Origin of the sequence: Streptomyces sp. NPDC056373 (assembly GCF_042262425.1) — a bacterium.
Lineage (GTDB): Bacteria > Actinomycetota > Actinomycetes > Streptomycetales > Streptomycetaceae > Streptomyces.
Genome location: NZ_JBHJPX010000008.1, coordinates 307,216 through 332,890, shown reverse-complemented (window position 1 = coordinate 332,890; position 25,675 = coordinate 307,216). Strand labels below are relative to the sequence as shown.

General features: G+C 72.5%; 20 protein-coding genes. 11 read left to right on the top strand and 9 right to left on the bottom strand.

Annotated elements, in window-relative coordinates; all coding sequences use genetic code 11:
* Window positions 1-50 precede the first annotated feature (50 nt).
* Window positions 51-4,322, top strand: a complete 4,272-nt coding sequence (locus ACFCXS_RS19280; protein WP_376644539.1) for a HAMP domain-containing protein — start codon at window positions 51-53, stop codon at window positions 4,320-4,322.
* A gap of 103 nt (window positions 4,323-4,425) precedes the next feature.
* Window positions 4,426-6,987, top strand: a complete 2,562-nt coding sequence (locus tag ACFCXS_RS19275; RefSeq protein ID WP_376644631.1) for a SpoIIE family protein phosphatase — start codon at window positions 4,426-4,428, stop codon at window positions 6,985-6,987.
* A gap of 49 nt (window positions 6,988-7,036) precedes the next feature.
* Here the strand turns inward: ACFCXS_RS19275 and ACFCXS_RS19270 are convergent, their stop codons facing one another.
* Both ACFCXS_RS19270 and ACFCXS_RS19265 read right to left on the bottom strand, forming a co-directional pair.
* Window positions 7,037-7,489, bottom strand: a complete 453-nt coding sequence (locus ACFCXS_RS19270) for a hypothetical protein (RefSeq protein ID WP_376644538.1) — start codon at window positions 7,487-7,489, stop codon at window positions 7,037-7,039.
* 252 nt (window positions 7,490-7,741) lie between these two features.
* Window positions 7,742-9,436 (bottom strand): NAD-dependent malic enzyme, encoded by a 1,695-nt coding sequence (locus ACFCXS_RS19265; RefSeq protein ID WP_376644537.1) that lies wholly within the window; start codon window positions 9,434-9,436, stop codon window positions 7,742-7,744.
* Between the two features lie 378 nt (window positions 9,437-9,814).
* On the opposite strand from ACFCXS_RS19265, the gene ACFCXS_RS19260 reads away from it, so the two are divergent.
* From ACFCXS_RS19260 to hypA, 8 genes are all read left to right on the top strand, one after another.
* Entirely contained in the window at window positions 9,815-11,359 is a 1,545-nt protein-coding gene (locus tag ACFCXS_RS19260; RefSeq protein WP_376644536.1) for a hypothetical protein, read from the top strand.
* A 1-nt stretch (window position 11,360) separates the two neighbouring features.
* Window positions 11,361-12,449 carry a hydrogenase expression protein HypE gene (locus tag ACFCXS_RS19255; protein WP_376644535.1) on the top strand — a complete coding sequence of 363 codons (1,089 nt, stop codon included), beginning with the start codon at window positions 11,361-11,363 and terminating at the stop codon, window positions 12,447-12,449.
* 64 nt (window positions 12,450-12,513) lie between these two features.
* Window positions 12,514-14,307 carry a nickel-dependent hydrogenase large subunit gene (locus tag ACFCXS_RS19250; RefSeq protein WP_376644534.1) on the top strand — a complete coding sequence of 598 codons (1,794 nt, stop codon included), beginning with the start codon at window positions 12,514-12,516 and terminating at the stop codon, window positions 14,305-14,307.
* Window positions 14,300-14,851 carry a NifU family protein gene (locus ACFCXS_RS19245; protein WP_376644533.1) on the top strand — a complete coding sequence of 184 codons (552 nt, stop codon included), beginning with the start codon at window positions 14,300-14,302 and terminating at the stop codon, window positions 14,849-14,851. Before ACFCXS_RS19250 ends, ACFCXS_RS19245 begins: the two co-directional genes overlap by 8 nt.
* A complete protein-coding gene (locus ACFCXS_RS19240; RefSeq protein WP_376644532.1) occupies window positions 14,848-15,450 on the top strand; it encodes a DUF5947 family protein in 603 nt (200 codons plus the stop codon). Before ACFCXS_RS19245 ends, ACFCXS_RS19240 begins: the two co-directional genes overlap by 4 nt.
* Before the next feature lie 43 nt (window positions 15,451-15,493).
* Window positions 15,494-15,700, top strand: coding sequence for a hypothetical protein (locus ACFCXS_RS19235; protein WP_376644531.1), 207 nt, complete (start codon window positions 15,494-15,496; stop codon window positions 15,698-15,700).
* A gap of 34 nt (window positions 15,701-15,734) precedes the next feature.
* Window positions 15,735-15,926 carry a hypothetical protein gene (locus ACFCXS_RS19230; RefSeq protein WP_351642087.1) on the top strand — a complete coding sequence of 64 codons (192 nt, stop codon included), beginning with the start codon at window positions 15,735-15,737 and terminating at the stop codon, window positions 15,924-15,926.
* Between the two features lie 7 nt (window positions 15,927-15,933).
* Window positions 15,934-16,284 carry a hydrogenase maturation nickel metallochaperone HypA gene (gene hypA / locus ACFCXS_RS19225; protein ID WP_376644530.1) on the top strand — a complete coding sequence of 117 codons (351 nt, stop codon included), beginning with the start codon at window positions 15,934-15,936 and terminating at the stop codon, window positions 16,282-16,284.
* Between the two features lie 57 nt (window positions 16,285-16,341).
* Here hypA and hypE read toward each other — a convergent pair whose 3' ends face one another.
* The 7 genes from hypE to ACFCXS_RS19190 are packed head-to-tail and all read right to left on the bottom strand — an operon-like array spanning window position 16,342 to window position 24,298.
* Window positions 16,342-17,412, bottom strand: a complete 1,071-nt coding sequence (hypE, locus tag ACFCXS_RS19220; protein ID WP_376644529.1) for a hydrogenase expression/formation protein HypE — start codon at window positions 17,410-17,412, stop codon at window positions 16,342-16,344.
* Complete coding sequence (gene hypD, locus ACFCXS_RS19215) at window positions 17,405-18,550, bottom strand: hydrogenase formation protein HypD (protein WP_376644528.1); 1,146 nt, start codon at window positions 18,548-18,550, stop codon at window positions 17,405-17,407. The genes hypE and hypD overlap by 8 nt, the downstream gene beginning before the upstream one ends.
* On the bottom strand, window positions 18,547-18,867 hold the full coding sequence (locus tag ACFCXS_RS19210) for a HypC/HybG/HupF family hydrogenase formation chaperone (protein WP_376644527.1): 321 nt from the start codon (window positions 18,865-18,867) through the stop codon (window positions 18,547-18,549). Before ACFCXS_RS19210 ends, hypD begins: the two co-directional genes overlap by 4 nt.
* Before the next feature lie 3 nt (window positions 18,868-18,870).
* On the bottom strand, window positions 18,871-21,183 hold the full coding sequence (gene hypF / locus ACFCXS_RS19205; RefSeq protein WP_376644526.1) for a carbamoyltransferase HypF: 2,313 nt from the start codon (window positions 21,181-21,183) through the stop codon (window positions 18,871-18,873).
* On the bottom strand, window positions 21,180-21,929 hold the full coding sequence (hypB, locus tag ACFCXS_RS19200; protein WP_376644525.1) for a hydrogenase nickel incorporation protein HypB: 750 nt from the start codon (window positions 21,927-21,929) through the stop codon (window positions 21,180-21,182). Before hypB ends, hypF begins: the two co-directional genes overlap by 4 nt.
* Window positions 21,930-21,968: 39 nt before the next feature.
* Complete coding sequence (locus tag ACFCXS_RS19195) at window positions 21,969-22,556, bottom strand: hydrogenase maturation protease (RefSeq protein ID WP_376644524.1); 588 nt, start codon at window positions 22,554-22,556, stop codon at window positions 21,969-21,971.
* Window positions 22,553-24,298 (bottom strand): enoyl-CoA hydratase-related protein, encoded by a 1,746-nt coding sequence (locus tag ACFCXS_RS19190; protein WP_376644523.1) that lies wholly within the window; start codon window positions 24,296-24,298, stop codon window positions 22,553-22,555. Before ACFCXS_RS19190 ends, ACFCXS_RS19195 begins: the two co-directional genes overlap by 4 nt.
* Before the next feature lie 251 nt (window positions 24,299-24,549).
* On the opposite strand from ACFCXS_RS19190, the gene ACFCXS_RS19185 reads away from it, so the two are divergent.
* The gene (locus ACFCXS_RS19185; protein ID WP_376644522.1) at window positions 24,550-25,644 is read left to right on the top strand and encodes a LacI family DNA-binding transcriptional regulator; all 1,095 of its coding nucleotides are present in this window, start codon (window positions 24,550-24,552) and stop codon (window positions 25,642-25,644) included.
* The last annotated feature ends 31 nt before the right edge of the window (window positions 25,645-25,675 follow it).

Below are 25,675 nucleotides of genomic sequence, written 5' to 3'. Positions count from 1 at the left end.
TTCCGAGTCCTCGGCTTCGAGGACTCTTGGGGAGCGGAACGAGGGTGCGCATGACCAGCGACAGCACTGGGGTCGTCGACGCGGTGCCGGGCGACCAGGAGTTGCGCAGGCTGCTGGCCGGCCTGACGGCCGTTCGCGACGGGGACTTCGGCACCCGGCTGCCGGACGACGCGGACGGCCTCATGGGCGACATCGCCACGGTCTTCAACGGCATGGTCGACCAGCTGTCCGTGTTCACCTCGGAAGTCACCCGGGTGGCCCGTGAGGTCGGCACCGAGGGCACGCTCGGCGGGCAGGCGGAGGTGCCGGGCGTCTCGGGCACCTGGGCCGACCTCACCGACTCGGTGAACGCCATGGCGGGCAACCTGACCACCCAGGTCCGCGACATCGCCCAGGTGGCCACGGCCGTTGCCAAGGGCGACCTCTCGCAGAAGATCGACGTGCCCGCCCGGGGCGAGATCCTTCAGCTGAAGGAGACCGTCAACACGATGGTCGACCAGTTGTCGGCGTTCGCCGACGAGGTCACGCGCGTGGCCCGCGAGGTCGGCAGTGAGGGACGGCTCGGGGGCCAGGCGCAGGTGCCCGGCGTGGCCGGCGTCTGGCGTGACCTCACCGACTCCGTGAACCACATGGCGGGCAACCTCACCAGCCAGGTCCGCTCCATCGCCCAGGTGACCACGGCGGTCGCCGAGGGCGACCTGTCGCAGAAGATCACCGTGGACGCTCGCGGGGAGATCCTGGAGCTGAAGAGCACCATCAACACGATGGTGGACCAGTTGTCGGCGTTCGCCGACGAGGTCACGCGCGTGGCCCGCGAGGTCGGCACCGAGGGGCGCCTCGGCGGCCAGGCGGACGTCAAGGGCGTCAAGGGCACCTGGCGCGACCTCACCGACTCGGTGAACTTCATGGCGGGCAACCTCACCGGCCAGGTCCGCAACATCGCCCTGGTGGCCACGGCGGTGGCCAAGGGCGACCTGTCGCAGAAGATCACCGTGGACGCTCGCGGGGAGATCCTGGAGCTGAAGAGCACCATCAACACGATGGTGGATCAGTTGTCGGCGTTCGCCGACGAGGTCACGCGCGTGGCCCGCGAGGTCGGCACCGAGGGGCGCCTCGGCGGCCAGGCCCAGGTGCGCGGGGTGTCGGGGACCTGGAAGGACCTCACCGACAACGTCAACGTCATGGCGTCGAACCTGACCGGCCAGGTCCGCTCCATCGCCCAGGTCGCCACCGCCGTGGCCCGCGGCGACCTGTCGCAGCGGATCACCGTGGAGGCCGCGGGCGAGGTCGCGGCGCTGGCCGAGGTCATCAACACGATGGTCGACACGCTGTCGGCGTTCGCCGACGAGGTCACGCGTGTCGCCCGCGAGGTCGGCACCGAGGGGCGCCTCGGGGGCCAGGCGCACGTGCCGAACGTCGCCGGCACCTGGAAGGACCTCACCGACAACGTCAACTCGATGGCCAACAACCTCACCGGCCAGGTGCGCAACATCGCGCTCGTGACGACCGCGGTGGCCCGGGGCGACCTGTCGAAGAAGATCGACGTGGACGCCCGCGGCGAGATCCTCGAACTCAAGACGACGATCAACACGATGGTCGACCAGCTGTCGGCGTTCGCCGACGAGGTCACGCGAGTCGCCCGCGAGGTCGGCACCGAAGGACGCCTCGGCGGACAGGCCGAGGTCGAGGGCGTCTCCGGCACCTGGAAGCGCCTGACGGAGAACGTGAACGAACTGGCGGGCAACCTGACCCGACAGGTGCGGGCCATCGCCGAGGTCACCAGCGCCGTCGCCGAGGGCGACCTGACCCGGTCGATCAACGTGGAGGCGTCCGGCGAGGTCGCCGAGCTCAAGGACAACATCAACTCGATGGTGGAGTCCCTGCGCGAGACCACCCGGGCCAACCAGGAGCAGGACTGGCTCAAGACGAACCTCGCCAGGATCTCGAGCCTGATGCAGGGCCACCGCGACCTGCCCGTGGTCGCCGAGCTGATCATGGACGAGCTGGTCCCGCTGGTGTCGGCCCAGTACGGAGCCTTCTACCTCGCCGAGGACGGCGACGCCGGGCCCGAACTGCGGCTCGTGGGCTCCTACGGCTACCCGGAGGAGAGCAGCCGCCCCTCCCGCATCGCCTTCGGCCGCACCCTGGTCGGACAGGCGGCGCGCAGTCGGCGCACCATCATGGTCGAGGAGCTGCCGGACGGCTACGTCACCATCTCCTCGGGCCTCGGCCAGGTGGTGCCGTCCGCGCTGGTGCTGCTGCCCATCGTGGTGGAGGGCCAGGTGCTCGGCGTCATCGAGCTGGCGTCGGTCACCCGCTTCACCCAGATCCACCGGGACTTCCTGGCGCAGCTGATGGAGACCATCGGCGTCAACGTCAACACCATCGTGGCCAACGCCCGCACCGACGAGCTGCTCGTCGAGTCGCAGCGCCTCACCGTCGAACTCCAGGCCAGGTCCACCGAGTTGCAGGTGCAGCAGGAGGAACTGCAGCGCTCCAACGCGGAACTGGAGGAGAAGGCCTCGCTGCTGGTGGCGCAGAACCGGGACATCGAGGCGAAGAACCTGCAGATCGAGCAGGCGCGTCAGGAGCTGGAGACCCGTGCCCAGCAGCTGTCGCTGGCCTCGAAGTACAAGTCGGAGTTCCTGGCCAACATGAGCCACGAACTGCGCACCCCGCTCAACAGCCTGCTCATCCTCGCCCAGTTGCTCGCACAGAACCCGTCCCGCAACCTCACGCCCAAGCAGGTCGAGTACGCGCAGATCATCCACTCCGCCGGTTCGGATCTGCTGCAGCTGATCAACGACATCCTCGACCTGTCGAAGGTCGAGGCCGGGAAGATGGACGTCACGCCCGAGCGGGTGACGCTGCGGCAGCTCATCGAGTACGTCGAGGCCACCTTCCGGCCGATGACGACGCAGAAGAGCCTGGAGTTCACGGTGACGACCGCGCCCGGCGCGCCCGCCGACGTGCTCACCGACGACTCCCGGCTGCGCCAGGTGCTGCGCAACCTCCTGTCGAACGCCGTGAAGTTCACCGAGCAGGGCGGCGTGGAACTGAGCATCGAGCCCGCCTCGGACGACGAGGTGCCCGAGGGCGTGGTGCGGGGTGCCGCCGTGGTCGCCTTCCGGGTCAAGGACACCGGCATCGGCATCCCGGAACAGCACCTGGAGACGATCTTCGGCGCCTTCCAGCAGGCGGACGGCACGACCAGCCGGAAGTACGGCGGCACCGGCCTGGGCCTGTCCATCACGCGGGAGATCGCCCAACTGCTCGGCGGCGCCGTCTCGGTGCACAGCACGCCCGGCCAGGGCAGTACGTTCACCCTGTTCCTGCCCGTGGCCCGCCCCGACTTCGAGGAACTGCTCCACTCCGGCAGGCCCCTGGAGCGGATCTCGGCGGAGCCCGTGGCGGAGGGACTGGCCGGCTCGGTGCCGGTGCCCCAGATCGGGCCCGGCACCCGGCCCCGGCGTCTGCTCGTCGTGGAGGAGCGCTCGCGCGGTCTGCTGACCCTCGTAGCGGAGAGCGTGGTCGCCGACCTGACGCACGGCCGCGCCGACGGCGCTCAGCGTCCCGCGGTCGACATCATCACCGCCGTCGGCGCACAGGAGGCGGCCGGTGCCCTCGCGTCCGAGCCGTGCCACTGCGTCGTCCTGGAGCTGGGCATGCCCGACGACGAGGCGTCCCGCTTCCTCCAGGCCCTGGAGGGCGATTCGGCGCTGACGAGCGTTCCGGTGCTGGTCCACAGCAGCCACCCCGCGGACGTTCCCCTGGACGAGACGCTGCGTTCCCGCTCCGAGGGCGGCGCGCTGGAATTGCTGTCCAGCCTCGACGAACTGCGCGAGCGCATCGCCCTGCACCTGTCCGCCGAGGAACCCGGGGACGTGCTCTCCCTCGTGCGGACCGAAGGGCCGCAGCACCTGACGCCGCCCTCCGTCGACGACGCGACGGCGGGCCGTACCGTCCTCGTCGTCGACGACGACGCGCGGAACCTCTTCGCGCTGAGCGGGATCCTGGAGATGCACGGCTTCCGTGTCCTGCACGCGGAGAACGGGCGCAGAGGCATCGAGACACTGATGAACAACCCGGACGTCGCCATCGTGCTGATGGATGTGATGATGCCCGAGATGGACGGCTACACCGCGACGGCCGAGATCCGCCGGATGCCGCAGTACTCCTCGCTGCCCATCATCGCCGTCACGGCGAAGGCGATGCCGGGGGACCGGGACAAGAGCCTCGCCTCGGGGGCCAGCGACTACGTCACCAAGCCCGTCGACACGCGCGACCTCATGGCCTGCGTCCGCCGCTGGCTGCCCGCATGAGCACACCGGCGCCCGGCCCCCGCACCGGCGGGCCGGGCGCCCCGCAGCGCCTGTCGTTCCGCGCCCCAGGGCACTCCAGCCGAGGAGCTTCCACACCGTGAGCATGTCCGAGCAGCCGCGCGAGCCGGGTCGGGGCGGTGAGCCGGAGCGCGGCTCGGCCGCAGATCCGGAGTCATCGCCGCCGTCGGTGACCTCCGACGCGTCGACCCCGGCCGCGGACGGGGAGCCCACGTCCTCCGACCGAGCGGTCGCGATCCCCGGCGGGCCGGCACGGGACGTCGAGGGTCCGCCGGAGTCCCGCGACGAACCGCCCGCCGACGTCGAGGACCCCTCACCCGCCTCTCCGGTGGGCCGGCTCGCCGCCACCGTGGAACGGCTCAGCCGGGAGGTGCGGGCCGCTCAGGCGGAGGCCGAAGGGCGTGCCCTCATCGAGCTCGCCAAGGGAGTCCTGGTCGAGCGGCTGCAGTGCGGTCCGGCCCAGGCCGCCCGACAGCTCACCCAGTTGGCCGAGCAATCCCAGGTCTCCCCCCTGGAATTCGCCGTCGACGTCATCAACCAGGCGGCCCGGGACCGGATGTCCGAGGTGACGGACGCCTTCCTCGCCGCCACCAGGGCCGCGGACGAGGTGGAGACCGGGTCGGCCGCCGTGCGCCTGCGCGCGGCCGAGAGCGGCGTACTGGCGGCGGACGACGCCCAGGCCGTGGCGGACGCCCTGCTGGAGCAGGCGCTGCGCCCGCTCGGTGCGGTGGCCGTGGCCATCTGGGCCGCGGGCGCCGACGGTTCGCTCACCCTGGCGGGCAGCGCCGGCTTCTCGCCGGCCGAGGCGGAGCGCTGGCGTTACGTCCCGCCGGACGTGGTGACCGTGGCACGACGGGGGCTCATCGAGCGCGAGGGGCAGTGGATCACCACCCTCGGCACGACCGGACTGCCCACCATCGGCCTGCACCACCATCCGGACGGCGGCCGGGCCGCCCTGCCCGCCGGCACCGGAGGCCGTATCCACGGTGTGCTGGAGGTCGCCTGGCCGGCCCCGTTGGCACCGCAGCCCCCGCAGATCGTCCGGCAGCTGGAGGCACTGGCCGAACTGTGCGCCCACACCCTGGAGATGTACACGCCGCCGCAGGGAGCTGCCCAGGAGCCGCGCGTGCTGCCGGACGCCGCCGAGCTGATGGACCTGGCCGACGGGCTGTACGACCCCGCCCTCGTGCTGGTGCCCCATCTGGACGGCGACGGGCACCTGGTGGACTTCCGCATCCAGCACGCCAACAACCGCTTCCTGGACCCGGCGGGCAGGCCACGGGCGGTCGTGAACGGCGCGCTGCTCCTGGAGGCCTACCCGATGGCTGCCGGGGACAGCGAGTTGTTCCAGCGCGTCGAGCGGGTCTACGCCACCGGTGAGCCCTTCCGGGCCCGCCGCATGAACCTCACCGCCCTCGTCGACCAGGTCCCGCTCTCGGCGGTCGCGGACATCAGCATCAGCCGCCATGGCATGTCCGTCCTGCTCATCTGGCGCATCGAGGACGAGACTGCGCGACTGGCGAGCCTCCTCCAGCACGCCCAACGGCTGGGCCGTATCGGCGGGTTCGAGGAGAACGTCCTCACCGGCGAGATCACCTGGAACGGGCAGCTCTTCGACCTGTACGGGCGCCCGCAGACGAGCATCCCGGTGCCGCTGGAGGAGCTGCCGGCCCATGCGCACCCGGACGACGGTGTGTCCATCCGCCGTTTCCTGCGCACGCTGCTGCACCACCAGCGTCCGGCCGCCGCCGCCTTCCGGCTGCAGCGGCCGGACGGGGTGACCCGGCACATCCGGATCGTCGCCGAACCGGTGCTGGACACCGACGACCGGCTGCTCCTGGTCCGCGGCGCCTGCCAGGACATCTCGGCCCAGCACTGGACCGAGGTGGCGCTCGCGGCCACCCGCGACCAGCTGGCGCACACCGAGCAGCAGGCCACCGAACGCAACCGGCTGACCCTGCAGCTGCAGCACGCCATCATGCCCCCCACTCAGGCGCCGTTGCAGGTGTCCGGCCTCCAGGTCGCCGTCCGATACCGGCCCGCGGAGACCGAGCAGCTGGTGGGCGGCGACTGGTACGACGCCGTGGTCCTGCCGTCCCGGAAGGTGCTGCTGTGCGTCGGGGACGTGGCCGGCCACGGCATCAAGGCCGCCACCAGCATGGTGGTCCTGCGCAACGCGCTGCGTGGTCTGGCGGTGACCGGCGCCGGGCCGGGACAGTTGCTGTCGTGGCTCAACATCGTGGCGCACCATCTGACGGGTGCCGTCACCGCGACGGCGGTGTGCGGCCTGTACGACCCGGTCACGCGGACGCTGCGCTGGGCCCGGGCCGGACACCTCCCGCCCGTCCTCGTCCGGGATTCCGAAGCGGACCCGCTGCCCCTGGTCAAGGGACTGCTGCTGGGTGCCGTCCCGGAGGTCGTTTATGAGGAGACGGAGCTGCAACTGGCAGCCGGGGACACCCTGTTGATGTACACGGACGGCCTGGTCGAACGCCGTGACCGGCCCGTGGAGGAGTCCCTGACCCACCTGCTGACCACGGCCCGTACGGCACCCAGCACCCTCGACCAGCAGTTGGACCGCCTGTTGACCTACAGCAAGTCGGACACCGACGACGACACGTGCATCGTGGGTATCCGGGTCGGGTGAGGGGCGAGAGCGAGGAGGTGCGGGGAGCGGCTCTGCCGCCCCTCGCGCCTCACCGTCGCTGCAGGACGCCCGGGGGAATCACCGCGTCCCTGGCCTTGTCGCCGGTGGGGAGCTGGTCGGCGTAGCCGGCCTCGGTCCACACCAGGTTCTTGAACTGCTCCGGGGTGAGCGCGCCCTGCCACGGAATGCCGCCCGGGCAGAACACCGAGGAGCAGTCGGAGCAGTGGTGCGCGGGCCGCCACAAGCGCTCGGCGCGCTGAGCGCCGGCCTCGGCCGCGGCCTTCTCCCGGCTGTCGCTCCGCGCGACCACGATGGTCCCGATGAAGCAGAGCAGAGCGAACGCCGCCCCGCCGGCCAGGTACAGCGGCTTGTCCTGGTGCACGCCGACATAGGCGAAGGCGATGCCCATGCCGGTCAGCACCATGCCCTCCGCGATGTGCACGCATCCGTCGCCGCGCTTGTCCGGCCCCGGCGCCAGCCGGCCGAACAAGTCGTCCCGCATCGCACCCTTGCCGCCGCGCGCCTGCTCAACCGTCCGGACCCGGCTGCCGCCACACCTCGGACACACCACTCCGACCGGCCCTCCGGCCCCCTCGTACTCCATGATGATCAGCTTATCGGTGCGCCATGTTCACGGTGACGACCATCGCACAGGGTGCACAGTGCCGCGTCGCTCGTGCAACGCCGACCACTACCTAATGGAGGGCCTCCTGCGCGGACTGCGCCCCCAGGACGCCGACCGGGCGATCGACCTCTACGGTGTGACCGGTACCCGGCCCTCGTACCGGGGCGTCCACTGCGCCCGGGCGACGGCCTCACGCAGTTCCTCCTCCGTCGCCCGCGGGGCCACCCCGTCCTCGACGGCGGCGAGGGCCGCGGCCAGGGCGATCTCGCGGGCGGACTCCCGCATCCCGGTCAACGGCGGCAACAGCGGCACGGGGAGGTCCTCGCCGTCCGCCGCCCGTACCGCGCACCGTGCGACGGCCCGGGCGGCTGCCACGAGCATGCGGTCCGTGACCCGGGTGGCCCCGCTCGCGGTCACCGCGAGGCCCATGGCCGGGAAGACGTACACGTTGTTCGACTGCGCCACGGGCACCTCGCGCCCGTCGACCGTGAGCGGCGGGAAGGGCGACCCCGTGGCGATCAGCGCCCGCCCCTCGGTCCAGCGGGTGAGGTCCGCCGGGTCGGCCTCGGAGTGCGAGGTGGGGTTGGACAGCGGGAAGACGACGGGCCGTTCGCAGGCCGCCGCCATCTGCCGCACGATCTCCTCGGTGAACGCGCCGTGCGCCGTCGACAGCCCGATGAGCGCCGTCGGCTCCACGCGGCGCACCACCTCGGCGAGACCGGTGTCGTCCCAGTCCGCCAACTCGCTGTCGTCGCGCGCGAACTCCCGCTGCTGTGGGGTGAGTTCGGAACGCGAGGAGACCAGCAGGCCGTCGACGTCCAGGACCCAGAACCGCGCCGTGGCCTCGTCCTTCGACAAGCCCTCGTCGACCATCGCCGTACGGATCATGTCGGCGACGCCGATCGCCGCCGACCCCGCGCCCAGGATCACCACGCGCTGCTCGGGCAGCGGGGTGCCGGCCACGTCCGCCGCGGTGGACAGGGCGCCGAGTGTGACGGCAGCGGTGCCCTGGATGTCGTCGTTGAAGGTGAGCAGCCGGTCGCGGTAGCGGGCGAGGATCGGATGGGCGTGCGCGGTGGCGAAGTCCTCCCACTGCAGCAGCGTGCCGGGGAGTTCCGCCTCGACCGCCGAGACGAACGCCTCGATCATCTCGTCGTACTCGGCGCCGGTCAGCCGCCGGTCGCGCCGGCCCAGGTAGCGGGGATTGTCGAGCAGGGCCTCGTTGTCGGTGCCGACGTCCAGCAGGATCGGCAGCGTGCGGGCCGGGTGGATGCCGCCGATCGCCGTGTACAGGCTCAGCTTGCCGATGGGGATGCCCATGCCGCCGACGCCCTGGTCGCCCAGGCCGAGGATGCGCTGGCCGTCGGTGACGACGATGACGTCCACGTCGTGGTCCCGGTGCGGGCGGTTGCGCAGGATGTCCCGGAAGCGGTGCCGGTCCTCCCAGGTCAGGAACAGGCCGCGGGGCCGCCGGTAGATCTCGCTGAACTTCTGGCAGGCCTCGCCCACCGTCGGCGTGTAGACGACGGGCAGCAGCTCCTCCAGGTACTCGGTGACCAGACGGTAGAAGAGCACCTCGTTGGTGTCCTGGAGCTGCCGCAGGTAGATGTGCCGGTTGAGGGGTTTGTCGTAGCCGCGGAACGCCTCGTAGGCGCGGGCGACCTGCTCGTCCAGGGTCTCCACGGCGGGTGGCAGCAGTCCGTCGATGCCCAGTTCCACGCGTTCGCGACGGCTGAACGCGGTGCCCTTGTTGACCAGGGGGTCGGCCAGGGTGGTGACGGCGGGGCCGGTGGTGGGGCGGGGGTGATGTGTCGGCTGGTCCATGAGGTGACGCCTTCCCGTGACGCGCCGGTACGTGCGGGTGACGTGTGCCATCCGGACGACCACCGGCCCTCGGGAAACGTCTCCCGGCCACCGACGAGTTCCGCCCTGCCGCCTCGCTGCCCTCACGCCCGGCACTGACGGGCCCGCCGCTGTGTCCGGTCACGGTGCCGCCGCCCGGCCGCGGCACCGTGACCACCCCGAACAGCCCAATCGCACTGCGCCGGAGGAGGCGAACGTGGATGAGCGGTGTGACCGTGGTGGAAGGGATGCGCGTGCACACAGGGACCGCTTGCACACGGGGACCGCTCGCACACGGAACCGCTCGCACACGGAACCGCTCGCACGCGGGACCGCTCGCACACAGGACGAGGAGACACGATGGCGGAGGCACTGGTCGAGGGCGGCACGAAGGGCGCCGCCACGGCGGTCGGCACGTTGCCTGACGTCTTCGAGCAGCTCAGCGCTGTCGCCGACGCCGTCCTCTACGAGGGCTACCTCCTCTACCCCTACCGCCGCTCCTCCAGCAAGAACCGGGTCCGCTGGCAGTTCGGCGTGCTGTTCCCCCGGGACTGGGTCGAGGCGGACGGCCCCGTCCTCCCCGGTGTCTCCGGCTCCGCCGACTCCTGGTACCAGCAGACCGAATGCCTGCTGCGGATCCGCCGGCCGGACAGCGCCCGCGTCCGCGTGCGGGTCCGCTACCTCCAGATGCAGCGCAAGCAGGTGGAACAGGCGGGACGCCCCGTCGAGTCGCTGCGCACCGACGACGGCACGGTGCATCTGACCTTCGAGGAGGCCCTGCCGCGCGAGTGCGAGGTGGCGGCCCCGCTCGACGAACTCCTCCAGGGCGCACGCACCTTCGCGGTGGGTGCCGCGGCCGGTGAGGACGTCGAGCCACTGCCCGACGGCACCGGGCGGGTGGTGCGCAGCCGGGAGGAGATCCGGGCCGAGACCACCCTCAGCGCCGAGCGGCTCTCCGAGGACCTCTGCAGGATCCGCGTACGCACCGCGAACACCGCGCCCGCACCCCGTCCGGGCACCGTGCGCGACGAGGCACTGCGCCGGGCCCTCATCGCCACCCACACCCTCGCCGGCGGCGACGGCGTGGAGTTCGTCTCGCTGATCGACCCACCGGCGGACCTGCAAGCAGCCGTGCGCGCATGCCGCAACGAGTTCACCTTCCCCGTGCTGGGGGGCGAGACCGGGGACACCGGACGCGTCCTGCTGTCCGCGCCGATCATCCTGCCCGACCACCCCCAGGTCGCCCCCGAGAGCCCGGGCGACCTGCACGACGCCGCGGAGATCGACGAGATCCTCACGTTGCGCACGATGCTGCTGACCGACGAGGAGAAGCGCGAAGCGCGCGCCACCGACCCGCGGGCCGCGGCGATCCTCGACCGCGTCGACACCATGCCGCAGGAGGTCTTCGAACGGCTGCACGGCGCGGTCCGCTCCCTGACACCGGCCGCCCCCGCGGCGCCCGCCGACCACTCCCCGGCCCCCCTCGCCCCCACGGGGCCCGCCGACCGCCCCGCCTGGTGGCAGGAGGGGGCCGACGACGGTCTGTCCCCGGCCACCGACACCGTGCTCGTCGACGGCGTCCGGCTCGGCGGCGGCAGCCGGGTACGGCTGCGCCCCCGGGGACGCGGCGCCGACGCCCAGGACATGTTCCTGGCCGGGCGCACCGCCGAGGTCGCCGCCGTCTTCCACGACGTGGACGGCAGCACGCACCTCGCCGTCACCCTCGACGACGACCCCGCCGCCGAACTGAACAACTGGTACGGCCGCTTCCACTACTTCCGGCCCGACGAGCTCGAACCCCTCGAGCCCGCCGGATCCCCGGACGAGCCGTCGGCACCGGCTCCCGCCGCAGCTCCCGCGCGGCACACGTCCGACTCCGAGACCCCCGCAGCGGAGGCCGAGTGACATGACCACCCACAGCAGCACCGAAGAAGTCAGCAAGGAACCCGAACGGTCCGAGGACCGGCAGGGCATCGACGAGATCCACATCCTCTGGATCTCCGAGGGCATGAGCTGTGACGGCGACACCGTCTCGCTCACCGCCGCCGACCAGCCCTCCATCGAGGACCTGGTGCTCGGCCTGATCCCGGGCCTGCCGAAGGTGAACCTGGTCAACAAGGTGCTCTCGCCCAGCCTGGGCGGCGAGGACTTCCTCGCCCCCTACCGGGCCGCCGTACGAGGCGAACTGGGCCCCTTCATCCTCGTCATCGAGGGCTCGATCCCCAACCAGAACATCATCGAGGGCGACGGCTACTGGACGTCCTTCGGCAACGACCCGGAGACGGGCGAGCCGCAGACCCTCAACTGGTGGATCGACCAACTGGCACCCAAGGCCTGGGCGGTGGTCGCCGCCGGCACCTGTGCCACCTTCGGCGGCATCCACGCCATGTCCGGCAACCCGACGGGCTGCATGGGCCTCGCCGACTACCTGGGCTGGGACTACACCTCCCAGGCCGGCCTGCCCGTCGTCAACGTGCCGGGCTGCCCGATCCAGCCCGAGAACTTCATGGAGACCCTGATCTGGGTCCTCTACCACGCGGCCGGCTCCGCGCCCCCGCCACCGCTGGACCACATGCTGCGCCCGCAGTGGCTGTTCGGGAAGACGGTCCACGAGGGCTGCGACCGCGGCTCGTACTACGAGCAGGCCAACTTCGCCGCCGACTACAACTCGCCCAAGTGCCTCGTGAAGACGGGCTGCTGGGGTCCGGTGGTCAACTGCAACGTGCCCAAGCGCGGCTGGATGGGCGGCATCGGAGGCTGCCCCAACGTCGGCGGCATCTGCATCGGCTGCACGATGCCCGGCTTCCCGGACGCGTTCATGCCGTTCATGGACGAGCCTCCGGGCAGCACCCTGTCGTCGCTGGTCATCAAGCCGTACGGGGCCGTCGTGCGCCGACTGCGCGGCATGACCAACGAGCTGGTCAACCACGAGCCCAGATGGCGCCACAACCAGCGCAAGCTGACCAGCGGCTACGACCCCCACTGGCGCGCCTGATGAGGCTTCCCCGCAGCAAGCCCACCACCCCACACACCACCGACAGCGAGGGGCAGTACCGCAGATGACCACCACCGAGGCGCGGCCCACGGACCGCAAGCCGCCACAGCTCGTGGACATGTCCTGGGATCCCATCACACGGATCATCGGGAACCTGGGCATCTACACGAAGATCGACTTCGCCAACCGGGAAGTCGTCGAATGCCACAGCACCTCGTCGCTGTTCCGCGGCTACTCGGTGTTCATGAAGGGCAAGGACCCGCGCGACGCGGGCTTCATCACGTCCCGGATCTGCGGCATCTGCGGCGACAACCACACCACCTGCTCCGACTACGCCCAGCAGATGGCCTACGGCGTCAAGCCGCCCCCGCTGGCCGAGCACATCGTCAACCTCGGCGAGGCGGCCGAGTACATGTTCGACCACACGATCTTCCAGGACAACCTGGTCTTCGTGGACTTCTGCGAGGCGATGGTCAAGGCCACCAACCCCGGTGTCCTGGCCCGCGCCGAACGCACCGAGGCGCCCCGCGGCGAGATCCACGGCTACCGGACCATCGCCGACATCATGAAGGCCTTCAACCCCTTCGAGGGCGAGGTCTACAAGGAGGCCCTGAAGGTCAGCCGGGTCACCCGCGAGATGTTCTGCCTGATGGAGGGACGGCACGTCCACCCCTCCACGCTGTACCCGGGCGGCGTCGGCACGATGCCGCAGCCCACCGTCTTCACCGACTACCTCGCGCGCCTCATGCGGGTCATCGACTTCGTGAAGAAGGCCGTCGCCATGAACGACGACGTCTTCGACTTCTTCTACGAGGCGCTGCCCGGCTACGAGGAGGTCGGCCGCCGTCGCGTCCTGCTGGGCTGCTGGGGCGCCTTCCAGAACCCCCAGACCGTCGACTACCGCTACGAGAACATGAACTCCTGGGGCAAGGACATGTACGTCACCCCGGGCATCATCGTCGACGGCGAGCTGGTCACCAACAACCTCGTCGACATCAACCTCGGCCTGCGCATCATGCTCGGCAGTTCCTACTACGAGGACTGGGTCAACGAGCAGCCGTTCGTCACCCACGACCCGCTCGGCAACCCCGTCGACATGCGCCACCCGTGGAACCAGACCACCGTCCCCGTGCCGCAGAAGCGCGACTTCGACGACAAGTACAGCTGGGTGATGAGCCCCCGCTGGTTCGACCAGCGCACCGGCGACCACCTCGCCCTCGACACCGGCGGCGGCCCCCTGGCCCGCCTGTGGTCGACCGCGCTGAGCGGCCTGGTCGACACCCCGTACGTCAAGGCCACCGGCCACAGCGTGCGCATCTCCCTGCCCAAGGGCGAGTCGCTGCCGGAGACCACCCTGGAGTGGCGCATCCCGCAGTGGAGCAACACCATCGAACGCGACCGCGCCCGGCCCTACTTCATCGCCTACGCGGCCGCCATGGCCCTGCAGTTCCTCGAAGAGGCCATGGGCATGGTGCGTGCGGGCGAGACCAAGGTGTTCGAGAACTACGAGGTGCCCGACGAGGCGATCGGCTGTGGATTCCACGAGGCGGTGCGCGGCGTCCTCTCCCACCACCTGGTGATCAAGGACAAGAAGATCGCCAACTACCACCCGTACCCGCCCACCCCGTGGAACGCCAGCCCGCGCGACAAGTTCGGCACCCCCGGCCCGTACGAGGACGCCGTCCAGGGCCAGCCCATCTTCGAGGAGAACGGGCCGGACGACTTCAAGGGCGTCGACATCATGCGTACGGTCCGCAGCTTCGACCCCTGTCTGCCGTGCGGTGTGCACATGTACGTCGGCAAGGGCAAGACGCTGACCACCCTGCACTCGCCGACGTACGGGGCGAACCATGGCTGAGGCCGTCGGCGCACGGCTGGCCGACCCGGACGTCGAGGCCCGGCTCGCCCGGCTCGACCAGGCGCTGGAAACCCTCGAGTCCGCGCCCGGGCCCACGACCCGCTCCGCGACCGAGGCGGTGGCCCTGCTGACCGAGGTCTACGGCGAGGCCCTGGCCCGCGTCCTGGACGCCGCGGACGGGCAGCTGGCCGAGCGCCTCGCCGAGGACGAGCTGCTCGGGCACCTCATGGTGCTGCACGACATCCACCCCGAGCCCGCCGAACGCCGGGCGGCACGCGCGGTCGAACGGCTGCGGCCCGCCGTGCAGGAACGCGGCGGTGACGTGGAGTGGGCCGGGGTCGAAGGGCAGGTCGCCCGGGTCCGTCTGACCACGGGCGGGGGCGGATGCGGGTCCGGATGCGGCGGCGGAGGATCAGAGGTCACCGATGCGGTCAGCGCGGCGGTGCTCGCCGCGGCTCCCGAGCTGACGTCGGTGGAGTCCCTGACCGAGAAGCCCCCTGCCTTCGTCCCCCTGACCACGCTCAGGCACCGGAGCGCACCGTGACGACCGGCAGTGACGGTGCGCTGGCCCGCCTCATCCGCTCCTCGGCCGACCGCACGGCGGCGGCCGAGCGGGAGGTGTGCGACCTGTGCGCCGCACCCGTCGCCGACGAGCACGCCCACCTGTACGACACGGGCAAGGAGGAGGTGCGCTGCGCCTGCGGCCCCTGCTCCGTGCTGTTCGCCGACGCGACGGCCGGGGACGGCCAGTACCGTCTCGTGCCCCGGCGCCGGGTCCGGCTGCCCGAGGTCGACACGGCCGCGCTGGGCGTGCCCGTCGGCCTGGTCTTCTTCGTGCCCCGGGCCGACGGCACCGTCACCGCCGAGGGCCCGAGCCCCGCGGGAGCCATGCGCTGGGAGGTGGACGCGGCGGCCTGGCGGAAACTGTCCGGCATGTGTCCGCAGCTCGCGACCGTGGAACCCGACGTGGAGGCCCTGCTCGTGAACACCGTCCACGGCCTCGACCACCACTGGATCGTGCCGATCGACGACTGCTACCGGATGGTCGCCGTCGTACGCCGGGAGTGGCGAGGCCTGTCCGGCGGCGGCCGGGTGTGGCCGGCCGTCGAGCAGTTCTTCGAGGACCTCACCGAGCGGTCATAGCCACGCACTCCGCAGGTCGGAGGCGAGGAAGGAGAGCACCCTCATGGGCAACATCAGAGTGGGCCGGCCCCAGGCCAAGCCCGACACGCCCCGGCACGTCACCGGGATGCACCAGGGCAACAGGGGACCGCGCGAGCGGCAGAAGGGTCACCACGAGGACGGCAGCGCCGACGCGCGCCGCTCCACCGGGATCCACTGGAAGAGGCACGACACCCTCGCCGAGACCATGCCGAACATCTCGCCGGGATGACCACCGTGACGCGAACGAGCAGGGAGTCACCGCGATGAAACGAGTACGCAGAACCGTCATGCGCAGGCGGGGCGGTATGAGCGGCCGGCGGGTGCTGAAGACCGAGGCCGTCCTGGTGGGCGGCGCGGCCCTGGCCCTGCTGTGCTGGGAGTGGCCCAGCCTGAGGCGCGAGGCGCGGATCTGGCGGATGGCGGGCGGGTTCCGCGCCGGTCACCGCTATCCGTGAGCAGGCCGTGCACGAACTGTCGATCGCGACCGCGATCATCGAGCGGGCCGGCGAGCTGGCCCGGGCGGACGGGACGGAGACCGTCTCGAAGGTGACCGTCCGGGTCGGCGAGCTGGCGGGCGTCGTCCCCGACGCCCTGGATTTCGCCTTCGAGGCCGCCCGCGACGGCACGTCCCTCGCGGGAGCACGGCTCGTCGTCGAGCAGATTCCCGCACAGGCCTGGTGCGGCCCGTGCGCCGAGGAGTTCGCGGTGGGCATGCCCCCGTTCTTCTGGTGCCCACGCTGCGACCAGCCCTCCAGCGACCTGCGCAGCGGCCGTGAACTGGAGATCGCCGGGATCGAGCCGGCACCGGCATAGCCGACGGACGAAGGGCCCCGCCGACGCCTCGGCGGGGCCCTTCGCTCTGTCCCGTGCTCAGCAGATGCGCGGCAGCTGCTCCCCGAGGGGCAGGTCGACCACCCGTGTCCCGCCGAGCCCGGTGGCGACCACCACCATCCCGGGATGCTCCGCGACGCACTCGCCGATCAGCGCCGCCCCGGCTCCCTGCGGATGGGCCCGCATGGCCGCCAGCACCTCCTCCGCCCGCGCCGGGGGCACGAAGGCGACCAGCCGGCCCTCGTTGGCGACGTACAGCGGATCGAGCCCGAGGAACCCGCAGGCGTTCGCCACGGCGTCCGGTACGGGGATCGCCCGCTCCACCAACCTGACCCCGGTCCCCGAGGCACGGGCGATCTCGTTGAGGGACGCGCCCAGGCCGCCCCTGGTGGGGTCGCGCAGCACATGGATGTCCGGGGTGACGGCCAGCACGGCCGCCACCAGGTCCGCCAGCGGTGCGGTGTCGCTGGCGACCTCGACCCCGAACTCCAGCCCCTCCCGCACGCTCATGATCGCCACGCCGTGCAGTCCAATCGGCCCGCTGACGATGACGGCGTCCCCGGGCCGGGCCCGCTGGGGCCGGATGTCCACCCCGCCGGGCACCAGACCCACCCCGGCGGTGGTGACGTACACCCCGTCGCCGTGCCCGGACTCCACCACCTTGGTGTCGCCCGTGGCGATCGTGACCCCGGTGGCCTCGGCGGCCGCTCCCATCGAGCGCGCGATCCGCTCGACGACCGTCAGCTCCACGCCCTCCTCCAGGACGAAGGCGGCGGAGAGGTAGGCGGGCCGTGCGCCGCTCATCGCGAGGTCGTTGACGGTGCCGTTGACCGCGAGGTCGCCCAGGCAGCCGCCGGGGAAGAACAGCGGCCGGACCACGTAGGAGTCGGTGGAGAACGCCAGCCGCGCGCCGCCCAGTTCGAGGACCGCGGAGTCGGCCAGACCGGACAGGGTGGCGTTGCCGTAGGCCGGGGTGAAGATCTGCTCCATCAGCTCCGCCGACAGCGCACCCCCGCCACCGTGCCCCATGACCACCACCCCCTGGTCACGCAGCGGGGCGGGGCAGGTCCAGTCGGCCGGGTCGACCACATCGGTGACGTGCTCAGGCAACGGGAGTCACCTCCTCCTGCGCGGCGGCTCCCGCGGCCTGCGGGGCCGGGGCGTTCATGCGGCGGTAGAGGTAGTAGGCCGCGCAGGCGCCTTCGCTGGAGACCATGGTGGCGCCGAGCGGGGTGCGCGGCGTGCAGGTGGTGCCGAACGCGCCGCACTCGGTCGGCTTGATCAGGCCCTGGAGCACCTCGCCGGCCCGGCACTCGGCGGGCTCCTCGGTACGGATCCCGCTCACGTCGAAGCGGTGCTCCGCGTCGTAGGCGCGGAAGGCGTCGGTCAGCCGCCAGCCGCTCGCCGGGATGGGCCCGATGCCGCGCCAGTTCCGGTCGGTGACCTCGAAGACCTCCTCGATCATGCGCACCGCGACCGGGTTGCCCTCCTCGCGCACGGCCCGCGGGTAGGCGTTCTCCACCCGGTGCTCACCGCGCTCCAGCTGGCGTACCGCCCGGCGGATGCCCTCCAGGATGTCCAGCGGCTCGAAGCCGGTCACCACCATCGGCACCTTGAACCGCTCGGCCAGGTCCGGGTACTCCGCCATCCCCATCACGCTGCACACGTGCCCGGCGGCGAGGAAGCCCTGCACCCGGCACTTTGGCGCCGTCATGATCGCCTCGACGGCCGGGGGCACCCGCACGTGCGACACCAGCAGGCTGAAGTTGGTCAGGCCCAGCCGGCGTGCCTGGTGCACGGCCATGGCGTTGGCCGGGGCGGTGGTCTCGAACCCGATCGCGAAGAACACCACCTCCCGGTCCGGGTTGCCGCGGGCCAGCTCCAGGGCGTCGAGCGGTGAATACACCACGCGCACGTCGCCGCCCTCGCCCTTGACCCGGAACAGGTCGCGGTCGGTGCCCGGCACCCGCAGCATGTCGCCGAAGGAGCAGAAGATCACCCCGGGCCGCGCGGCGATCTCCAGCGCCTTGTCGATGACCTCCAGCGGCGTGACACAGACCGGGCAACCGGGTCCGTGGATCAACTCGACCTGCTCGGGCAGCAGTTGGTCGATGCCGTGCCGGATGATCGAGTGGGTCTGGCCGCCGCACACCTCCATCAGGGCCCAGGGCCGGGTGGCGGTGGCGCGGATCTCGTCCAGCAGGCGCCGGGCCAGCTGGGGGTCGTTGAACTCGTCGATGTACTTCACCGGGCCTCGCTCCCGCTGTCCTGGGGCTCCGTCACCGCGGCGGTGCCCGCCTCCTTGGCCGCCTGCTCCCAGGCGTCCCCGAACTCCTCCTCCAGCAGCCCCAGTTCCTCGAACAGCTTCAGGGAGGCCAGGGCCGATTCCTCGTCCAGGCGCTGGAGCGCGAACCCGACGTGCACGATGACGTACTCACCCACCTTCACGTCGGACACGTACTCCAGGCACGCCGGTTTCTGCACGCCGCCGAAGTCGACCAGCCCGGTGAGCGGGTCGGCACTGTCGTCGATGGACACGACCTTTCCGGGCACTGCCAAACACATGGGTCACTCCTTCTGTCGTAGGTGCGCCGCGACCACCAGCTGGCCGAGGGCCAGCCCGCCGTCGTTGGGCGGGACTTCGCAGTGGCGGAGCACCGCGAAGCCGTTTGCGGACAGCAGCCGCGCGCACTCCTCCTCCAGCAGCGCGTTGGCGAACACCCCGCCGCTGAGCGCGGCGGTGGTCAGGCCGGTGTCCTGACGCGCCCGCCGGCAGATCCCCGTGACCGCCTGTGCCACGCCGCGATGGAAACGGGCCGCGAGCACGGCGGCCGGGGTGCCGCGCCGCAGATCGGCGATGAGCGCGCCGAGCACGGGCGCCGGGTCGAGATCCCCGGTGAAGGCGTACGCCGACGGGTCGGCGTCCCACACCGAAGCGGCAGCGGCCTCCAGTTCCAGCGCGGCCTGCGCCTCGTACCCCGCGCGATGGCACACACCCACGAGCGACGACACCGCGTCGAAGAGGCGGCCCATACTGGAGGTCGGCACACAGGCCAGGCCGCCGGACAACTGCTGCTGGAGCACGGCCAGTTCCCGGGGTGGGCAGGCGGTGACGCACGGCAGGTCCGGGTCCCACGGCAGCCCTGCCGCCCACAGCCGGGCCAGGGCCAGACGGCACGGGTTGGCGACGCCCGCGTCACCGCCCGGCAGCGGGGCGGGGGAGAGACGGGCGTAGCGGCGGAAGCCCGTGTAGTCGGCGAGCAGGATCTCGCCGCCCCAGACGGTGCCGTCGTCGCCGTAGCCCGTGCCGTCGAAGGCGACGCCGATCACGGGGGTGGTGCCGTCCAGGCCGTGCCCGGCCATGGCGGAGGCGATGTGCGCGTGGTGGTGCTGGACCGGCACGGGGGCGTGCCCGGCCAGTCGGGAGGCCCACCGTGTGGAGTGGTACCCGGGGTGCCGGTCGGCGGCGACCAGCTCGGGGCTCACACCGGTGAGGGCCCGCAGGTGCGCGTCCGCCCGCCGGGCCGCCTCCAGGGTGGTCAGGTCGCCCATGTCGCCGATGTGCGGGCCGAACCATGCCTGGTCACCCGCACCCAGGCACAGGGCGTTCTTCAGGTCACCGCCCACGGCGAGAGCGGGCCGCACGGGCACCGGCAGACGCAGCGGCCGGGGCACGTAGCCGCGGGACCGGCGCAGCACCTGCTCGGTGCCGTCCGGGCGTACGCGCAGCAGGGAGTCGTCGCAGGGGGAGGCGATGGTCCGGTCGTGGGCGAGCCAGGCGTCGGCCAGCCCGGCGAGCCGGGTCAGCGCCTCGTCGTCGTCCGTGACGATCGGCTCCCCGGAGCGGTTGCCGCTGGTCATGACCAGCACCCGGGGGCCGGGAGGATCACCGGGCAGGCCGAACAGCAGGGTGTGCACGGGCGTGTAGGGCAGCATCACGCCGAGGTGCGGGCTGCCGGGGCAGACGCCGGGCGCGAGGCCGTTCGTCTCCGGGCGCCGGCGCAGCAGGACGATGGGGCGGCGGGGGCCGGTGAGCGCCGCCAGCTCGGAGGAGGAGACCTCGGCGAGCCGCCGTACCTCGTCGAGGTCCGCGCACATCACCGCGAACGGCTTGCCGCCGCGTGCCTTGCGGCTGCGCAGGGTGTCGACGGCGCGTGCGTCACCGGCGTCACAGGCCAGGTGGTAACCGCCGAGCCCCTTGACGGCGACGATCTTCCCGGCCGCCAGCAGCGCGCGGGCCGATGCCAGGGCCCCGGCGTCCCGGTCCGGGCGGACCCCGCTCCCGGCGGCGGGCACCAGGCGGAGCCGGGGACCGCAGTCGGGGCAGGCCACGGGCTGGGCGTGGAAGCGGCGGTCGAGCGGATCGCCGTACTCACGGGCGCACGCGGCGCACATCCGGAAGCCGGCCATGGTCGTGACCGCCCGGTCGTACGGCATGCCCGTGGCGATGGTGAAGCGGGGGCCGCAGTGGGTGCAGGTGACGAACGGGTGCCGGTGCCTGCGGTCGGCCGGATCGCCCAGCTCCCGCAGGCACTCCCGGCAGGTGGCCGTGTCGGGCGGGAGGAGGGTGCTGCCGGGGGAGCGGTCGGTGGAGCGGATGTCGAAGGTACCGTCGGCGCCCGTCGCGGGCAGGTCCTCGAACCCGACGCCGGTGACGGTGGCGAGCGGCGGAGGTTCCTTCGCCAGCCGGTCGCAGAAGCCGGCGACACCCTCCGGCGGGCCCTCCACCTCGATCAGGACGCCGCTCGCCGTGTTGCTCACGAAGCCCGCCAGCGCGAGCTCGGAGGCGAGGCGGTGCACGAACGGGCGGAAACCCACGCCCTGCACGGTGCCGCGCACGGTGACGCGACGGCGTACCGCCCCGGTGACGGGCGCTGTCACGAGACGAGGCCGGCTTCGGCGCCCTCGTGGGTGTGGGTGTGGGAGTGGGTGTGCGGACGGGGCGCCAGGGGCGGCCGGTGGGCAGGGGCTCCGTCCCGGACGGCGAGCACCCGCTCCAGCACGGTGTCGACGCCGGCGCCGGTGCGGGCGCAGGACCGCACCACCTCCACCCCCGGGTTGACCCGCCGGACGTTCGCCTCGAAGGCACCCTCGTCGAACCCGGCCGGCCCGGACAGGTCGGTCTTCGTCAGCACCACCAGCTGGGCGGACCCGAAGGCGGTCGGGTACTTCAGGGGCTTGTCCTCGCCTTCCGTCACCGCCATGAGCACGATCCGCAGGCTCTCGCCGAGGTCGTAGGACGCGGGGCAGACCAGGTTGCCGACGTTCTCCACGAACAAGAGCGAGGTCCCCTCGGGCAGCCAGCTCTCGACGTGAGCGCGCAGCTGCCGCGCCTCCAGATGGCACAGCCCGTCCGTCAGCAACTGCTTCACCGGGGCTCCCGAACGGGCCAGCCGGTCGGCGTCGTTCTCGGTCGCCAGGTCGGCGGTGAGCGCTGCCACCGCAAGGCCCCGCTCCACCGCCCTGGCCAGCACCCGGCCGAGCAGCTCCGTCTTGCCACTGCCCGGGCTGGACAGCAGGTTGACCACGCTCACTCCGCGCCGGGCCAGCTCCTCGCGCAGGCCCGCGGCCAGGGAGTCGTTCTTCGCCAGGACGGCCTGGGTGACCTCGTCCACGGAATCGCACATGGGCGCCGCTCCTCGCGGGTCGGTAGGGAAATCGTTCCGCTACCGATCCTCCGCGCCGCCGCGCACCGTGCCCGGCAGCCCGGCCGACGACAGGGCGATGGATTCGTCCGGGCGGCTCAACGGGGGCGTGGCCCCGGGGTCGGCGAGCAGCACCGGCGCCATCGCGTGCAGCGCCGCGACGGCCCGCCCCACGGCCTCCCGCACCGTCGCGCTGATGCCCGGGGCGATGTCCTCGTCGGCAGGCGCCCGCAGCTCCGGCTCACAGGCCAGTACCAGGACGCGGGGCAGCGGCTCGTCGCCCAGGTGGGCGGCCAGGGCGAGGACCGTCGCCGGGTCCATGCCGTGCGCCTCGGGCGGGGCGCCCGCGGTGGATCGATCCGGCAGGTCCGGCTCGATCAGCGACAGCGTGCCCGGCGCGTGCCCCCGCACGGCCGCGTCGACCAGGACGGCCGTGTCGTAGCCGTCGAGCAGCTCGTACGCCAGGTCCATGCCGCGGATGCCGAAGTCCCGCACCCGGACCTCCGGCGGCAGCGGGCGTTCGTCCAGGGCGCGGATCACCTCGGGGCCGAAGGCGTCGTCCGCAAGGAAGATGTTGCCGACCCCCGCCACGAGCAGCCGCGCGCTCACTGCGCGTCTCCCGTGGCCGTCGGCCGGGCGGAGCCGCCCGGGAGCTTGCGCACGAACGCGGACCGCAGCGCGTGGTACGGCGCCTCGGGGTCGAAGAAGACCGCGCGCATCCGGTTGAGTTCGTCCCGCCGGTATTCGGCGAGGGGCCGCTGGAGCTCGTCCGCGTGCCGTGCCGTGGCCTTGGCGGTGATCCGGCCGGGGAGATCCGGATCCCCGGCCAGGCCGGCGGCCAGCCGCTCCACCTCGCCGGCGAAGTCCTGGGCCGCGGCCGGCACCAGACGGTCCACCAGCCCGATCCGCTCGGCGGTCGCGGCACTCACGGGCAGCGCCCGGCTCGTCAGCCGTTCGGCCGTCTCCGCGCCCACCCGGCGGGGCAGCGAATACGTCCAGAACTCCGACCCGTACAGGCCCATGTTCCGGTAGTGCGGGTTGAGGACGCCGCCCGCGCGGCACCAGACCTCGTCGGCGGCCAGGGCGAGCATGACCCCGCCGGCGGCCGCGTTGCCGCCGAGGGCCGCCACCACCAGCCGGTCGGTGGTCCGCAGCACCGCTTCGACCAGGTCGTTCATGGCGTTGAGGTTGGACCAGGACTCGGCCGCCGGGTCACTCGCCGCCTCGATGACGTTGAGGTGGATGCCGTTGGAGAAGAAGTCCCGGGCGCCGCCGAGCACCAGCACCGAAGTGGGGCGGGTGAGGGCGTAGCGCCAGGCGGCGAGCAGCCTGCGGCAGTGGGTGGTGCTCATGGCCCCGCCGGGGAACGAGAAGGTCAGGAAGCCGATGGGACCCCGCTGCCGGTAGCGGATGTCGGTCCAGGTGGTGCGGTCCGGCGGCAGTTCGAGCGGCGCCGCGATCTCGGGCAGCCAGTACGGGCGGTCGTGCGAACCCGGCATACCCGGGCCGCTGCCGGGCGGGGCCGGGAAGCCGGCGAGCACCGAGGCCGCGGGACGGCGGAACGGCGCCGGGTCACCGGAGCTCTTGCGGGGGCGCAGTTCCGGGATCCACACCGCGCCGTCCCGGGTGGCCCGGCAGACCGCACCGGCCCGGGTCGCGAGCAGCTCACCGGGCTCCCCGCGCAGCCGGTCCTCGGGGTGCCCGCCGTGCAGGAACACCTCCCGGCCGCAGATCTCGTCCCGGACGCCGGGCTGCGAGTCGGCCCCGCGCAACTTGCGCAGCACCGTCGCCGTGTCGTCGCCGCCCCAGTCGATCCGCCGCTGCTCCTGGCGGAAGAAGTCCCGCCACACCACATGGGTGCCGGGTTCGCTCTGCGGACGCGGTTTGTAGGACCCGTCGGCGTAGCGCCGCACGGCCAGCAGCACGGCGGCCGTGGCGGCGTCGGCCAGCTCGTTGCGGTACATGTCGCTCTTGCCCGCCGGCGGCACGGGGAAGGAGCCGTCCGCCCACACGTCCCCGGCGTCCATGGCCGCCTCGGCCTGCAGCACCGTGACGCCCCACTGCGAGGCTTCCTCGGCGATCGCCCAGTCGAGCGCCGACGGGCCCCGGTCGCCGGGCGGCCCCGGGTGCACGATCAGGCAGGTGTGGTCCCGCCACACGTCCTCCGGCAGGGCCGACTTCAGCATCGGGGCGACGATCAGCTCCGGGCTTGTCTCCCGTACGGCGTCCCGGACGGCGTCGGGCCCGTGCGAGGCGAGCACGACGTCCACCCGGTGCCCCTCGTCCGACAGTTCGGCGAACACACGCTGGGACAGGCTGTTGAACGCGCTGGCGACGAGCAAGATGTCCATGACACGGCATGGTCGCCCGTCACGGGTGGGCCGTGAAGGACCACGGCGGCGTTTCGCGGTGCTCATCCGCTTCCGGCGGAACGGGCCCGGCCTCCAGTCGAGTCCGGCCGGGTGTGCCGCCGGGGCGTCCGCGCCACCTTCGAGAACGTGCCCCACGGTCGGGCACCGGGCGCGGGTCCGGGGCGTTCTGGGGTGTGGAACGCTGGGTGTGAGGGGCCGTGGTGCGGCCGCCGGACACGGGGGAGTGAGGAATGACGCGAGTGGGAGGCCGGGCCGGTGGCGGCGCGCCGCGCGGGGTGGACGTGGCCCGGCTGGCCGGGGTCTCGCAGAAGACGGTGTCACGGGTGCTCAACGGGGAGCGCTACGTCTCCGAGGACGTACGCCGAAGGGTGCTCGAGGCGGCCGGGGAGCTCGGCTACCGGCTGAACAGCGCGGCCCGGGCCCTGGCCTCCGGGCGGACCCGTTCCATCGGCGTGATCACCCTCGGGACCGCCCTGTACGGCCCCGCCTCGCTGCTGATCGGCATCGAACGGGCCGCACGGGACGCCGGTTACGCGCTGCGGGTCGTCAACACGATCGAGGGCGACCCGGGTGGTGTGGCCGGTGCGGTGGAGTCGCTGCTGGAGCAGGGCGTGGACGGCATCGTCGTCTCCGAGCCGATCGACGAGGGGCCGGTCTCCATCGGCGTCGACGTGCCGGTCCTCGTGCTCGGCGCACCGGAGGCGTTCGGCGGTGCCCGCACCATGGCCAGGGGGGTCGGCGCCGAACTCCTCGCCCGGACGGCCACCGAGCACCTGCTGGATCTCGGCCACGCGACGGTCCACCATCTCGCCGGCCCGCAACGGTGGTTCGCCGCCCGGGACCGGCTGGAGGGCTGGCGCGGTGCCCTCGCCGCACGCGGCATCGCGCCGCCCGCCGTGCTGCACGGTGACTGGTCGGCCGCGTCCGGATACGCGGTGGGCCGCGAGATCGCCGCGCGCCGTGACTGCACCGCCGTGTTCGCCGCCAACGACGACATGGCCATCGGCGTCGTCCGCGCCCTGGCGGAGGCCGGGCTGCGGGTGCCGGACGACATCAGCGTGGTGGGCTTCGACGACATCCCCGTGGCCGCCTTCGTCACCCCGCCGCTGACCACGGTGCGGCAGCCGTTCGACGCCGTGGCGCGGGAGGGGCTGCGGCTCCTGGTGCGCGCGATCGAGGACCCGGACGCGGACCTGCCGCCGGCGTACGATCCGCCGGTCGAGCTCGTCGTCCGCGCGTCCACGGCACCCCCGCCCCGGGGCGCACGTCCGCCCGCACCCACCGGGGCCGAGCCGCGGGGCGACACGGCGGCCGGCCCACGCTGATGCACCGGCCTCCCCCTTGCCCGGGGCCCGG